Origin of the sequence: Lentzea sp. NPDC006480, assembly GCF_040611995.1 — a bacterium.
Classification (GTDB): Bacteria; Actinomycetota; Actinomycetes; order Mycobacteriales; family Pseudonocardiaceae; genus Lentzea.
On the sequence record NZ_JBEXPJ010000033.1, the window covers coordinates 16,844 to 30,656 of the forward strand.

11 protein-coding genes are annotated in these 13,813 nt (G+C 69.5%); 7 read left to right on the forward strand and 4 right to left on the reverse strand.

All coding sequences use genetic code 11. The features are described from left to right. The first annotated feature begins 20 nt into the window (after nucleotides 1–20). Entirely contained in the window at nucleotides 21–362 is a 342-nt protein-coding gene (locus tag ABZX92_RS15815; protein WP_355559037.1) for a hypothetical protein, read from the forward strand. Here ABZX92_RS15815 and ABZX92_RS15820 read toward each other — a convergent pair. Genes ABZX92_RS15820 through ABZX92_RS15830 form a run of 3 tightly spaced genes read right to left on the reverse strand, consistent with a single transcriptional unit; the run spans nucleotide 359 to nucleotide 4,395 of the window. Beyond that, nucleotides 359–1,960 (reverse strand): phospho-sugar mutase, encoded by a 1,602-nt coding sequence (locus ABZX92_RS15820; RefSeq protein ID WP_355559040.1) that lies wholly within the window; start codon nucleotides 1,958–1,960, stop codon nucleotides 359–361. The genes ABZX92_RS15815 and ABZX92_RS15820 overlap by 4 nt on opposite strands. Next, nucleotides 1,957–2,748: a purine-nucleoside phosphorylase gene (locus tag ABZX92_RS15825; protein WP_355559043.1), complete on the reverse strand. Its 792-nt coding sequence runs from the start codon at nucleotides 2,746–2,748 to the stop codon at nucleotides 1,957–1,959. The genes ABZX92_RS15820 and ABZX92_RS15825 overlap by 4 nt, the downstream gene beginning before the upstream one ends. Nucleotides 2,749–2,757: 9 nt before the next feature. After that, a complete protein-coding gene (locus tag ABZX92_RS15830) occupies nucleotides 2,758–4,395 on the reverse strand; it encodes a serine/threonine-protein kinase (RefSeq protein WP_355559046.1) in 1,638 nt (545 codons plus the stop codon). A gap of 90 nt (nucleotides 4,396–4,485) precedes the next feature. Here ABZX92_RS15830 and ABZX92_RS15835 point away from each other — a divergent pair, with 90 nt between their 5' ends. From ABZX92_RS15835 to ABZX92_RS15860, 6 genes are all read left to right on the forward strand, one after another. After that, nucleotides 4,486–6,180, forward strand: coding sequence for a methylmalonyl-CoA mutase family protein (locus tag ABZX92_RS15835; RefSeq protein ID WP_355559049.1), 1,695 nt, complete (start codon nucleotides 4,486–4,488; stop codon nucleotides 6,178–6,180). After that, the gene (gene scpA / locus ABZX92_RS15840; protein ID WP_355559052.1) at nucleotides 6,177–8,312 is read left to right on the forward strand and encodes a methylmalonyl-CoA mutase; all 2,136 of its coding nucleotides are present in this window, start codon (nucleotides 6,177–6,179) and stop codon (nucleotides 8,310–8,312) included. The genes ABZX92_RS15835 and scpA overlap by 4 nt, the downstream gene beginning before the upstream one ends. After that, entirely contained in the window at nucleotides 8,305–9,297 is a 993-nt protein-coding gene (gene meaB / locus ABZX92_RS15845; RefSeq protein WP_355559055.1) for a methylmalonyl Co-A mutase-associated GTPase MeaB, read from the forward strand. Before scpA ends, meaB begins: the two co-directional genes overlap by 8 nt. Nucleotides 9,298–9,432: 135 nt before the next feature. Next, a complete protein-coding gene (locus tag ABZX92_RS15850; protein ID WP_355559057.1) occupies nucleotides 9,433–9,726 on the forward strand; it encodes a hypothetical protein in 294 nt (97 codons plus the stop codon). Between the two features lie 205 nt (nucleotides 9,727–9,931). Next, a complete protein-coding gene (locus tag ABZX92_RS15855) occupies nucleotides 9,932–11,104 on the forward strand; it encodes a M20 family metallopeptidase (protein ID WP_355559060.1) in 1,173 nt (390 codons plus the stop codon). Next, nucleotides 11,101–12,378: a M20 family metallopeptidase gene (locus ABZX92_RS15860; protein WP_355559063.1), complete on the forward strand. Its 1,278-nt coding sequence runs from the start codon at nucleotides 11,101–11,103 to the stop codon at nucleotides 12,376–12,378. Before ABZX92_RS15855 ends, ABZX92_RS15860 begins: the two co-directional genes overlap by 4 nt. Here ABZX92_RS15860 and ABZX92_RS15865 read toward each other — a convergent pair. Then, nucleotides 12,375–13,784: an alkaline phosphatase D family protein gene (locus ABZX92_RS15865; RefSeq protein WP_355559066.1), complete on the reverse strand. Its 1,410-nt coding sequence runs from the start codon at nucleotides 13,782–13,784 to the stop codon at nucleotides 12,375–12,377. The genes ABZX92_RS15860 and ABZX92_RS15865 overlap by 4 nt on opposite strands. Nucleotides 13,785–13,813 lie beyond the last annotated feature (29 nt).

Consider the following 13,813-nt stretch of genomic DNA (forward strand, 5'->3'; position numbering starts at 1 on the left):
GGGTGTACACAGGAGGGACCATGAAGACCACCGCCCTTATGACCACCAGTCCTCGTCAGCGTCGCATCACCTGGGGTTTCGGCCTTGCGATCGGCATCGGGATGATCGGGTTCGGGCCCCTCTTCGCGTCGGTGTGGCCGGGGTTCGACCACAGTCCGTGGGACATCAACACGATGCTGCTCGGACTCGGCGTGGGGCTTTGCACGATCGCGTACATCTTCGGGCGGATCGCCGTCGCGGCGGTCACCGAGGGGCGTCGCAACGCGATCGCCCCGCCGACCAGAAGGGCCTACCTCGTGGCCGGCGGGGGATTCGCCCTGGCCGTGCTCGCGCTCGCGTGGGCGATCGCCTTCCCGAGCTAGCTGACGAGCTCAGTCACCCGTTCACGTAGTTCAGCCAACCGAGCCTTGCCCGCGGCACGGGCGGACTCCAGTCCGTCCGTGACCGGCTCGACGACTTCCAGGTACGCCTTGAGCTTCGGCTCGGTGCCGGACGGCCGCACGATCACGCGCACGCCTTCCGCGGTCCAGCGCAGCACGTCCGCGCTGGGCAGCAGGTCCTCCGACGAGAAGTCCGCCGGGGGTTCCGCGCGCAGCCGGGCCATCGTGGCGCCGATCAGCGACAAGTCGGTGTACCGCAGCGAAACCTGGTCGGTCAGGTGCAGGCCGTGGTCCAGCGCGAGCTGGTCCAGCGCGTCCAGCAACGTACGTCCCGACGCCTTCAGGCCGGCCGCCAGATCCGCCGCCACCACGGCGGCCGAGATGCCGTCCTTGTCTGCCACGTGAGCAGGATCGACGCAGTTGCCGAGTGCTTCCTCGTAGGCGAACACCAGGCCCTCACCGGCCCGCGCCAGCCACTTGAAGCCGGTCAGCGTCTCCGCGTAACGAGCACCGTGCGCCGCGGCGATCGACTTCAGCAACGACGAGGACACGATCGTCGTTGCCACCAAAGGATCCGCGGACTCGGTCGTCGACAGCACGAGCGACCCGAGCAGCACGCCGGTCTCGTCGCCGCGCAACATCCGCCACTTGTCACCGTCGCGCACACCCAGCGCACACCGGTCGGCGTCCGGGTCGAGCGCGATCGCCAGGTCCGCGTCCACCGACGCCGCAAGGGAGAGCAGCTCGTCGGACGCGCCCGGCTCCTCCGGGTTCGGGAACACCACGGTCGGGAAGTCCGGGTCCGGCACCGCCTGCGACCGCACCACGTGCACATCGGTGAAACCCGCGCGCCGCAACGCTTCCACGGCGAACGCGCCGCCCACGCCGTGCATCGGCGTCAACGCGATCTTCAACGCGCGCGCGTTCTGGCGCGGCAATGAGGCCACCCGCTCCAGGTACGCGTCGATCTCTGCGTCGGACACCGTCGAGTACGACGACGCACGAGGCACGGAAACCGCGGCCGGAACCGCCTCGATCGCCTTCTCGATCTCGCCGTCGGAAGGCGGCACGATCTGCGACCCGCCGGACAGGTAGAGCTTGTACCCGTTGTCCGCGGGCGGGTTGTGCGACGCGGTGATCTGGATCCCGGCGACCGCACCGTGTTGTCGCACCAGGAAGGCCAGCACCGGTGTGGGCAACGGCCCGGGCAGGACTCGCACGTCAAAACCGGCCGCCGCCATCACCTCGGCAGCGGCGGTCGCGAACTCCTCCGACCCGTGCCGGGCGTCACGCCCGACGAACACCAGCCCGGAAGTCCCGAGCCACGACGCCAAACCGGCCGTCGTGCGGATCACCGTCGCCACGTTCATGCCGTTGGTGCCGGCGCGAACCGGCCCGCGCAGCCCGGCGGTGCCGAACGTCAACGGCCCGGCCATGCGGTCCTGGAGGTCCTCCAACGCCTCGGCAGAGCCGCCCATCGCGCGTGCCAGCACGCCCTGCAACTCGGTTCGAGTCGCGTCGGAGGGGTCGTCAGCGATCCACCGGAACGTCGCGTCACGCAGTGCCGGCGTCAGGCTCATGCGCGGTCCACCAGCTCGCGCAGCAGCGTGCCCATGCGCTGAGCGGCGGCGGCACCGGCCTCCAGCACCTCCTGGTGGTTCAGCGGCTCACCGGTGATGCCCGCCGCGAGGTTCGTGACCAGCGACAGCCCGAACACCTCGACACCCTCGGCACGTGCGGCGATGGCCTCGTGCACGGTCGACATGCCGACCAGGTCCGCGCCGAGCGTGCGCAGCATCCGGATCTCGGCGGGCGTCTCGAAGTGCGGGCCGGGCAGACCGGCGTACACGCCTTCCTCCAGCGACGGGTCGATCTGCTGGGCCAGCGCGCGCAGCCGCGGCGAGTACAGGTCCGTCAGGTCCACGAACCGGGCGCCGACCAGTGGCGACAGCGAGGTCAGGTTGAGGTGGTCGGAGATCAGCACGGGCTGCCCGACCGACATGCCCTGGCGCAGGCCACCGGCCGCGTTGGTGAGCACGATCGTCGACACGCCGGCAGCAGCGGCCGTGCGCACGCCGTGGACGACCTTCTGCACACCTTTGCCCTCGTAGCCGTGGGTGCGGCCGAGGACGACGAGGACCTTCTTGCCGCCCACCTCGACGGAACGGATGGTGCCGCCGTGGCCGAGCGCGGTCGGCGCCTCGAAGCCTGCCAGCTCACCCACCGGGATTTCGGTGATCGCGTCGCCGATCACGTCGGCGGCGGGCCGCCAGCCGGAGCCGAGCACGATCGCGATGTCGTGCTTCGCCACGCCGGTGCGGCTCTGGATCTCTTCCGCGGCCTTGCCGGCCAGCTCTTCTGGAGTCACCGCGAGAGCTTAAACCGGGGCGAACGTCGAGGCGATCGCGTCGAAGAGCTGGGCGCGCGCCTGTGCCTCCTGCTCTGTGGGCACCACCACTTCGACCACCCACAGGTCGTTGCCGAACGGCAGCACGCGGGAGAAGTGCGACCGCCTCAGCGCCTCGGGATCGTCACCCTCCACCGTCCGGTAGACGAACTGGACGCTGTCCTCGTCCTGATGTCCGGCGAGGTTCGGCGTGCGCACCTGCTCGCCACCGAAGAACCGGCCCGGCCACTGCGCCTGCACGCTGGCCGTGTACGTGCTGATCTTGCGCTTCGGGTAGAACTCGGGGAACCGCTGCACGGTGGCCTGGTACGCACCGGTGCCGGACACGAAGTGCACCACCGCGGACGCCGGCATCAGCTTGTCGGCCGCGCGCTGTTCTGCGTAGGTCGACCAGCTGGGATCGACGCTCAGCCGGAACTTCGCGCCCTGGTCGCCGATCGCCGTGAGGGCCAGCTCGGTGCGCGGCTGCAGCGTCGCGGACGTGGGCAGGGTCGGCAGCACCTGCATCGTCTGCCCGGTCGGCGGCAGCAGCGCCGCCCCGGCCGCCAGCCGCGTCAGCGCGAACCCGCCACCCGAGCCCGCCACGAACAACAACAGCGCCGCGACCAGGATGAACGTCGTCGCGACCCGCCCGCGCCGCCGTTGGGGCGGGATCGGCTTGGTGATCATGAACGGCAACGGGCCGGGGTCGTCGGCCAGCGGCGCGTCCGGCTCGATCCTCGGCTTGGGCCGCACGACGATCGGCGGCTGCACGGCCTCACGCACCTCGAACGCGTCCGTGCCCGGCTCCGGCAGCAGCGGGTAGACCTGCCTGCGCACGTCGACCAGCGACAGCCGCTCCGCCGGGTCCTTCCGCATCAGCCCGCTGATGACCTGTGAGAGCCGCCCGGCACCCGCGGGCACCGGCACGTCGCCGTTGATCACCGCGTTGATCGTCTGCATGACGTTCTTGCCCACGTACGGCGGCTCGCCGGCCATCGCGGCCCACATCGTGGCGCCGAGCGACCACCTGTCCGCGGCTGCCGAGACGTCCCCGCCCTGCGCGACCTCCGGCGCGATGTACGCGGGCGTGCCGAGCGTGATGCCGCGCGCGGTCATGGTGGCCTCGGCGACGTTGCGCGCGATGCCGAAGTCCGTCAGCTTCACCCGGCCGTCGTCCGCGATCAGCACGTTGCCGGGCTTCACGTCCCGGTGCGTGATGCCTGCCCGGTGCGCCGACGCCAGCGCCGCCGCGACCGCGTCCAGCACCGCCGCGCCCTGCTTCTCGGTGAGGCAGCCCTGCTCCTGCAGCACCTCGACCAGACTGCGTGACGGCACCAGTTCCATCACCACGTACGGGTCGCCGTCGTGCTGCACGACGTCGTAGAGCGTCACGAGGTTCGGGTGGGAGAGCGCGGCGACGGCCCGCGCCTCGCGCATGGTCCGTTCGCGCAGCTCAGCGGCCGCGACGTCGGGCATCCCCGGCGGCCGCAGGATGCCCTTGACGGCGACCTGCCTGCGCAGCACCTCGTCGTGGGCAGCCCAGACCGTGCCCATCGACCCTTGACCCAGCAGGTGCAGCAGCCGGTACCTAGCCGCGATCAAGCGCTCCTGGTCACCGTTCTCCACTGGACCATTGTTCCTGACACACTGACTGCATCGTTAACGGCGGTGAACCTCACATAGCCGTGTCGGTACCGGTCGGTAACACTGCAACGCATGATGGAGTTGGCCTTGCCCGCCGAATTCCGCCCGAACGAGTTCCCCGCGGCGTCGCGGGAACAGTGGCGCGCGATGGTCGACGCCGTCCTCAGCAAGACCGGCGCGAGCTTCGACTCGCTGGTCACGAAGACGTACGACGGGTTCGAGCTCCAGCCGCTCTACACCCTCGACGACGCGCTGCCTCCGTACGCGCTGGCGCCCGTCAAGCAGGGCTGGGACGTCCGCCAGCGCCACGCCGTGCCCGATCCGGTCGCTCTGATGAACGACCTGGAGGGCGGCGTCACGTCGCTGTGGCTCGCGGTGCCGGCCTCGTCGCTGGAAAAGCTGCTCGACGGCGTCTACCTCGACCTCGCCCCGATCGTGCTGGACGGCGACGTCGAGGCCGCGCGGGCGTTGCTGCGGATCTACGACCAGGCGCCGGTGCTCGCCTCCGAGGTGCGCGGCAACCTGGCCCTCACCCCGTTCGGTGACGCTCTCGACGTGATCAAGCAGGCGAACGAGCAGTTCCCCCAGCTGCGCACCGTCGTGGTCGACGCGCTGCCGTTCCACGACGCGGGCGGCTCGGACTCCGAGGAGCTCGGCGCGTCGTTGGCCCTCGCCGTGTCGTACCTGCGTGCTCTCACGGACGCCGGACTGAGCGTCGAGCAGGCCTTCGCACAGCTGGAGTTCCGCTACGCCGCGACCGCCGACCAGTTCATGACCATCGCGAAGCTCCGTGCCGCGCGGCGGTTGTGGGCGCGGGTGGCCGAGGTGTCCGGTGTGGACGTGCCGCAGGTGCAGCACGCGGTGACCTCTTCCGCGATGATGACCCGCCGCGACCCGTGGGTGAACATGCTGCGCACCACGGTGGCGACGCTGGCCGCCGGTCTTGGCGGTGCCGACGCGGTGACGGTGCAGCCGTTCGACGCGGCGATCGGGCTGCCGGACGAGTTCGCCCGGCGGATCGCGCGCAACACGCAGAACCTGCTGTTGGAGGAGTCGCACCTCGGCGAGGTGATCGACCCGGCGGCCGGCTCCTGGTACGTCGAGAAGCTGACGGACGAGCTGGCCATCGCGGCCTGGGCTTGGTTCCAGGAGATCGAACGCGCTGGCGGCCTGCCTTCCGCTGGCCAGCTGGTCGCCTCGCGAATCGCCGAGACGTGGGCCGCGCGCTCGGCCCGGCTCGCGGACCGCAGCGACCCGATCACGGGTGTCAGCGAGTTCCCGAACCTCACCGAGAAGCCGGTCGTCCGCGAACCGTTCGTGATGCCGGAAGGCGAGTTGCCGAGAGTTCGGTACGCCCAGGCCTTCGAGGAGCTGCGCGACCTGGCCGACGCCCAGCCGGAACGTCCGCAGGTCTTCCTGGCGACGCTCGGCCCGGTCGCCGCGCACACCGCCCGCGCCACCTTCGCCGCCAACCTCTTCAACGCCGGCGGCTTCGCGACCCCGACCGCGGGCCCGACCAAGACCCCGGAAGACGTGGCGGCGAAGTTCAAGGCTTCAGGAGCGCGAGTCGCGGTCCTCTGCGGCTCCGACACCAGCTATGCCGACCAGGCCGCCGAGACAACAGCAGCCCTGCGCGAAGCCGGTGCCGAGCGGGTACTCCTCGCGGGCAAGAGGAGTGACGCGGACGTGGACGGCTTCGTCTACACGGGCTGCCCGGCGCTGGAAATCCTGAACGACACCTACGACTTCCTGGGAGTGGAGCGATGATCCCCAACTTCGCGGACATCGACCTCGGCCCCCTCCCGTCGGCCAAGTACGAGACCGACCTGCCCGCCTGGGAGACGCCGGAAGGCATCGCGGTCAAGCCCGTCTACGGCCCGGAAGACGTCGACGGCCTCGACTTCCTGCAGACCTACCCCGGCGTCGCGCCGTTCCTGCGCGGGCCGTACCCGACGATGTACGTCAACCAGCCGTGGACCGTCAGGCAGTACGCGGGCTTCTCGACAGCCGAGGAGTCGAACGCCTTCTACCGCCGCAACCTCGCGGCCGGCCAGAAGGGCCTGAGCGTCGCGTTCGACCTGGCGACGCACCGCGGCTACGACTCGGACCACCCGCGCGTCGCCGGTGACGTCGGCATGGCCGGCGTCGCGATCGACTCGATCTACGACATGCGCACGCTGTTCGACGGCATCCCGCTGGACAAGATGTCCGTGTCGATGACGATGAACGGCGCGGTGCTGCCGATCCTGGCGCTGTTCGTGGTGGCGGCCGAGGAGCAGGGGGTGAAGCCGGAGCAGCTCATGGGGACCATCCAGAACGACATCCTCAAGGAGTTCATGGTCCGCAACACCTACATCTACCCGCCGAAGCAGTCGATGCGGATCATCTCCGACATCTTCAGCTTCACGAGCAGCCACATGCCGAAGTTCAACTCCATCTCGATCTCCGGCTACCACATGCAGGAGGCCGGGGCGACGGCCGACCTGGAGCTCGCCTACACGCTGGCGGACGGCGTCGAGTACATCCGCGCGGGCCAGGAAGCCGGGCTGGACGTGGACAAGTTCGCGCCGCGGCTCAGCTTCTTCTGGGCCGTCGGCATGAACTACTTCATGGAGATCGCCAAGATGCGGGCCGCCAGGCTGCTCTGGGCGAAACTCGTGAACAACTTCGAGCCCAAGTCTCCCAAGTCCCTGTCTCTGAGGACCCACTGCCAAACCAGTGGCTGGTCCCTGACCGCGCAGGACGTGTTCAACAACGTCGCGCGCACGTGCGTCGAGGCGATGGCGGCGACACAGGGCCACACGCAGTCGTTGCACACCAACGCACTCGACGAGGCGCTCGCTCTGCCCACCGACTTCTCCGCGCGCATCGCCCGCAACACGCAGCTCCTCCTGCAGCAGGAGTCCGGCACCACGCGCGTCATCGACCCGTGGGGCGGCAGCGCGTACGTCGAACGGCTGACGAACGAGCTCGCTCGGAAGGCCTGGGACCACATCACCGAGGTCGAGAAGGCGGGCGGCATGGCCCGTGCGATCGACGAGGGCATCCCCAAGCTGCGCATCGAAGAAGCAGCCGCCCGCACACAAGCCCGCATCGACTCCGGCCGGCAGCCCGTCATCGGCGTCAACAAGTACCTGGTGAGCAACGACGAGCAGATCGACGTTCTCAAGGTCGACAACGCCGGGGTGCGCGCCCAGCAGCTCGAAAAGCTCCGCCGCCTCAGGGAAGAACGCGACCAGTCCGCTGTGGACAGTGCGCTCGAAGCGCTCACGAACGCCGCGACCGGCCACGGCAACCTGCTGGAGCTGGCGATCAACGCCGCACGGGCCAAGGCGACGGTGGGGGAGATCTCCGAGTCGCTGGGCAAGGTGTGGGGCAGGCACTCCGCCCAGATCCGCACCATCACGGGTGTCTACCGCCAGGAGGTCGGCCAAGTGTCCAACGTGGACGCCTGCCGCGAGGTCGTCGAGGCGTTCGCGGAGGAAGAGGGCCGCCGGCCGCGCATCCTGGTCGCCAAGATGGGGCAGGACGGCCACGACCGCGGCCAGAAGGTGATCGCGACGGCGTTCGCGGACCTCGGCTTCGACGTCGACGTCGGCCCGCTGTTCCAGACGCCGGAAGAGGTTGCGCGCCAAGCCGTCGAGGCCGACGTGCACATCGTCGGCGTCTCGTCGCTCGCGGCGGGCCACCTCACGCTCGTCCCGGCGCTGAAGGAAGAACTCGCCAAGCTCGACCGCGCGGACATCATGATCGTCGTCGGTGGCGTGATCCCGCCGCAGGACTTCGACGAGCTGTACGCGGCGGGCGCGGCGGCGATCTTCCCGCCCGGCACGGTGATCGCGGACGCGGCCAAGGACCTGCTGGTGAAGCTCGCGGACCAGCTCGGCCATCATGGCTAGGGTGATCGACGTCGACGAGCTCGCCAAGGGTGTCCTCGACGGCAAGCGCGGTGTGCTCGCGAGAGCGATCACGCTCGTGGAGTCCAAGCGCGCGGACCACCGCGCGAAGGCGCAGGAGCTGCTGGTCGAGCTGTTGCCCAAGTCCGGCAACGCGATTCGCGTCGGCATCACCGGTGTCCCCGGCGTCGGCAAGTCGACGTTCATCGACGCGCTCGGCACCATGCTCACCGAGCAGGGCCACCGGGTCGCGGTGCTCGCCGTCGACCCTTCGTCCACCCGCACCGGCGGCAGCATTCTGGGCGACAAGACGCGGATGAACCGGCTGTCGGTCAACGAGCAGGCGTTCATCCGGCCCTCGCCGACGTCCGGCACGCTCGGCGGCGTCGCGCAGGCCACCCGCGAGACGATCGTGCTGGTCGAGGCCGCGGGCTTCGACGTCGTGCTGGTCGAGACGGTCGGCGTGGGGCAGTCCGAGGTGGCCGTCGCGAACATGACGGACTGCTCGCTGTTCCTGACGCTCGCCCGCACCGGCGATCAGCTGCAGGGCATCAAGAAGGGCATCCTGGAGCTCGCGGACGTCATCGCGGTCAACAAGGCCGACGGCGAGCACGAACTGGATGCCCGCAAAGCAGCGAGGGAACTGGCCGGAGCGCTCAAACTGCTGCGGCCTCCCGACGCGTTGTGGCACCCGCCGGTGCTGACGTGTTCCGGACTCACCGGCACCGGGCTCGACGAGCTGTGGTCCCGCGTGCTGGAACACCAGTCCACCTTGAGGGACGCCGGTGAGCTGGACGAACGCCGGCGGCGTCAGCAGGTCGAGTGGACCTGGATGATGGTCCACGACGAACTGTGGCGCTCGCTGCGAGAGCACCCCGAGGTCCGCAAACTGGCCCCCGCTCTCGAAGCACGGGTCCGCTCCGGCGAACTCACCGCCACCCTCGCCGCCGAGCAACTCCTGGCCGCCTTCACCCACAAGGCTGACTGATTTTTCACGCGGGGACCCCGCGTACCCCAGGAGCAAACGAAAGCGCCCCGCGTGCCAAAACGGGGGCGGCGGACGGTAGGCGTGTAACTAGTTTGGGTGACCTTCGATCGTGGTATTCGAGGTAGAGTTCAGGCCATGTCGAGGTTGCTGCTGGCCTGCGTGTTCGCGCTGATGAGCGTCGTCGGGATCGCCGGTGTGGCGTCCGCGCAAGAGGCGCCGAACGCGCCTGTGGCGGCTGCCCAGCAGACGACAGTGAATCCGGGTCCGGCTGTCAACGCGCCGCAGGAACCGTCGCCTGAAATCCGCCAGGAGACCAAGCGCAAGCTGTGGATCGGCGCCATCGCGCTGGTCCTGTTCGCGCTCGTCTACTACCGCAACAAGCGCCGGTGGGCGGCATGGCGCAAGGAGCGGGCGGCCAAGAAGGGCTGACCGCCGGCCGTTCGGGGTGAGAAGTCGCGTCCCACATGATGGAACGTAATAGTCAAAATTAAGCGTGCTTCTCGACCATTTGCGTCATCGTTGATCGGTCAGACCGAAACTCGCTCGCCGCTCGGCGCAGCGCTGCGACCGGCCGTCCGGTTGATCATCATCAGCGCCGTGCGCCGCACAGGCGGTGATGCAGGATGGTGAGCAAATGAGTACCGACTTGAAGATCAGCACACGCTCGACCGTCGAGCGGTACTCCGACGCGCTGCTGGACCTGTCGCACTCGATCCACGCCGAGCCTGAGCTGGCCTTCGAGGAGCACCGCAGCGTCGAGAAGATCACCTCCCTGCTGGCCCGCGAGGGTTTCAAGATCGATCGCGGTGTGGCGGACCTCGACACCGCCTTCGTCGCGACCTACGGCGACGGCGAGCTGGTGCTGGGACTTTGTGCCGAATACGACGCACTGCCCGAGGTCGGGCACGCGTGCGGGCACAACGTCATCGCGGCTGCTTCCGTCGGCGCGGCGCTCGCGCTGCGTGACATCGCCGACCGGCTGGGTATCACCGTGAGGGTGATCGGAACTCCAGCGGAAGAGGTCGGCGGCGGCAAGGTGCTCATGCTCGAGCGGGGCGTGTTCGACGACGTCTCGTTCTCGATGATGGTGCACCCCGCGCCGTACGAGTCGTGTGCCGCGAAGTCGTTGGCCATCACCGATCTCCAGGTGCACTACAAGGGCAAGCCGTCACACGCGGCCGCCGCCCCGCACCTGGGCATCAACGCCGCGGACGCGGTGACCGTCGCGCAGATCTCGATCAGCCTGCTGCGGCAGCACCTCGAGCCCGGCCAGATGGTGAGCGGCATCGTCACCAACGGCGGCACCGTGCCGAACGTAATACCCGCCCGCGCATCGGCGATGTTCGATGTGAGGGCGGAAAACCTGGAATCGTTGCAGCGCCTGGAGAACCGAATTCGGGACTGCTTCTCAGCCGGCGCGCTCGCGACCGGCTGCACCCATGAGGTCGAGCAGGTCTCACCGATCTACGCCGAGCTGACTCCCGACCCGTGGCTCGCGGACGCCTACCGGCGCGCGGCCACTGAGCTGGGACGACGTCCGCTCTCGCCCGAGCAGGAACAGCGAGAGAAGATCGGGAGCACCGACATGGGCAACGTCACCAGAGTGTTGCCCGCCATCCACCCGACCATCGCCATCGACTGCGGAGACGCGGTGAACCACCAACAAGAGTTCGCGACCGCCTGTGCCTCGGCGTCGGCGGACCGTGGGGTGCTCGAAGGAGCACTCGCCATGGCCTGGACGACGATCGCGACAGCCACCGATTCCCAGCAGCGCGCACGGCTGCTGGCCCGCGGAGGTGCGGCATGACGGTTCTGGACTCCCGTCCCTCGGGCTCCTCAACTGTGAAGACGTCCACCGAGATGCTCGTGGACCCCACCGGGGTGAGCATGTCTCCTGTGGATGATCTCGGAGAAGGCCGCGGTCCCGCGTGGCTCGACGACTGGTTGAAGGCGCACGCCTCCGACATCGTCGCCTGGCGCCGGCACATCCACGCCAACCCCGAGCTGTCCCGGCGCGAGTACAACACCACCGAGCTGGTGGCGAAGCTGCTGCGCGAGGTCGGCCTCAAGCCGCGCATCCTCCCCGGCGGCACCGGCCTGATCTGCGACATCGGCAACGGCCCCCGCTGCGTGGCACTCCGCGCGGACATGGACGCCCTGCCGCTGCCGGAGAACACCGGCCTGCCGTTCGCGTCCACTGTGGACGGTGTGTCGCACGCGTGCGGTCACGACGCCCACACGACGGTGCTGCTCGGCACGGCCCTGGCGCTCGCGTCGGCCACCGAGCTGCCCGGCCGCGTCCGTCTGGTGTTCCAGCCGGCCGAGGAGGTCATGCCGGGTGGCGCGCTGGACGTGCTGGCCGCGGGCGGTCTCGACGGCGTGGAGCGGATCTTCGGCCTGCACTGCGACCCGCGCCTGCAGGTCGGCCGCATCGGCACCCGCATCGGCGCCATCACGTCGGCGTCGGACCTGCTGGAGCTGCGGCTGAACTCGCCCGGCGGCCACACCTCGCGCCCGCACCTCACCGCGGACCTGGTGCACGCCCTCGGCACGGTCATCACCGGCCTGCCGACGATGCTGTCCCGCCGCGTCGACCCGCGTTCCGGCACCGTCCTGGTGTGGGGCGCCGTCCACGCGGGTGAGGCGCCCAACGCCGTCCCGCAGGACGGTCTGCTGCGCGGCACGCTGCGCACCGGCGACCGCGACATCTGGGCCGAGCTCGAACCGCTGGTCAAGGACCTGGTCACCGGGCTGCTGGCCCCGACCGGCGTCGGCTTCGACCTGCACCACCGCCGCGGCGTGCCCCCGGTGGTGAACGAGCGGGAGTCCACCCAGATCCTGCGCGCCGGCATCGAGGCCGCCCTGGGCGACGACGCCCTGGCCGGCACCGAGCAGTCCTCCGGCGGCGAGGACTTCGGCTGGTACCTGGAGCACGTGCCGGGCTCGTTCGCGCGCCTCGGCGTGTGGAACGGCCAGGAGAAGCAGCGCGACCTGCACCAGCCGACGTTCGACCTGGATGAGCGCGCGCTGCTCGTCGGTGTCCGTGTGATGGTCCACACGGCCCTGGCCGCCCTGGCCTAGAAGAGGACCCGCTCGGTGTGAGCTGTGTTGTGGCGCGTGCGGAACGAGTGCGCACGCGCCACCGCGCTGTTCGGGTCACGCTTGTCCGCCACGTAGTGCCAGTCCATGCGCACCTCGTCCGCGGTGACGTGCAACGTCGACACCCCGTGCGAGTCCAGCTCGACGAACTTGGCGTGCGGGTTCAGCGCCATGATCTGCGCCTCCAGCACCAGCGAGCCGGTGCGCGGCGGCACCTTCAGCAGCTCGTCGAAGTTGTCCGACGTCAGCGACGTGACGATGTACTCGGTGGCGACCGACTCGCCGTTGAGCGGCACGTCGCACGCCCACGAGCTGTGGATGTCACCGGTCAGGAAGACGGTGTTCTTCCGTGCGCCCAGCGACCGCAGCACCAGCTCGCGGTCGGCGGGGAAGCCGTCCCACTGGTCCGGGTTCGACGGCGGCTGGCCGGGCAACGGCGGGATCTTGAACGGGCTGATCATCACCGAGTTGCCCACGAGCTGCCAGCGGGCGGGGTCCGTGGTGAGGGTGTTGATCAGCCAGTCGCGCTGGGCGGCACCGAGGATCGTCGTGTCGGTGCGGTACGAGCGCAGGTCGAGCATGCTCAGCGTGGCCAGCTCACCGAAGCGGAAGATCCGGTCGAGCTTGCCCTCGCGGACCGGCATCCACTCGAAGTAGGCCTGCGTCGCGGCGGCCAGGCGCGCGCCCCACGGACCGTCGGTCGCTGGGTCGTGCGACGGCGAGCCGATGCTCGACGAGTTGTCGGCCGATTCATGATCGTCCCAGGTCGCGATCATCGGGTGGGCCGCGTGCACGGCCTGGACGTGCTGGTCGGTTTTGTACTGCGCGTGGCGGCGGCGGTAGTCGTCGAGCGTCACGCACTTGTGCGCCGGATCGGGCACCCGCAGTTCGGTCGAGTAGCCCTCGTAGATGTAGTCGCCGAGGTGGATCACGGCGTCGAGTTCCTGCTGTGCCAGGAAGCCGTAACCCGCGAAGTGGCCGACCGACCAGTTCGCGCACGACACGACACCGAGCCGCAGTTCGGAGCCGCAGCCGGACGTCTTGGTACGGCCGACGGGCGACACGACGTCGCCGACGCGGAACCGGTACCAGTAACGGGTGTTCGGGCGCAGGTGGTGCACCTCGATCTTGACCGTGTGGTCACGAGCCGCGGCGGCACGCGTCACGCCGCGCTTGACCACGCGCTGGAACTCCGCGTCGGCCGCGACCTCCCACGCCACCGGTGACGACGTCACCACACGAGTCCACAACAGCACGCCGTCGGGCAACGGGTCACCGGAGGCGACACCGTGCTCGAACAACGGCGCAGCCGCGTGGGCGGTACCGGTCGAAACGGCACCGGCCACGGCCGCGCCGATCAGGAAAGTTCTGCGATCAACCCCAGTCATGCCGTCCAGCATGCCCGGGGCTGGTCACA

Coding starts and splice junctions, on each gene's coding strand:
- ABZX92_RS15815 (WP_355559037.1), top strand. CDS start 21: ATGAAGACCACCGCCCTTATGACCACCAGTCCTCGTCAGCGTCGCATC.
- ABZX92_RS15820 (WP_355559040.1), bottom strand. CDS start 1,960: ATGAGCCTGACGCCGGCACTGCGTGACGCGACGTTCCGGTGGATCGCT.
- ABZX92_RS15835 (WP_355559049.1), top strand. CDS start 4,486: ATGATGGAGTTGGCCTTGCCCGCCGAATTCCGCCCGAACGAGTTCCCC.
- scpA (WP_355559052.1), top strand. CDS start 6,177: ATGATCCCCAACTTCGCGGACATCGACCTCGGCCCCCTCCCGTCGGCC.
- meaB (WP_355559055.1), top strand. CDS start 8,305: ATGGCTAGGGTGATCGACGTCGACGAGCTCGCCAAGGGTGTCCTCGAC.
- ABZX92_RS15850 (WP_355559057.1), top strand. CDS start 9,433: ATGTCGAGGTTGCTGCTGGCCTGCGTGTTCGCGCTGATGAGCGTCGTC.
- ABZX92_RS15855 (WP_355559060.1), top strand. CDS start 9,932: ATGAGTACCGACTTGAAGATCAGCACACGCTCGACCGTCGAGCGGTAC.
- ABZX92_RS15860 (WP_355559063.1), top strand. CDS start 11,101: ATGACGGTTCTGGACTCCCGTCCCTCGGGCTCCTCAACTGTGAAGACG.
- ABZX92_RS15865 (WP_355559066.1), bottom strand. CDS start 13,784: ATGACTGGGGTTGATCGCAGAACTTTCCTGATCGGCGCGGCCGTGGCC.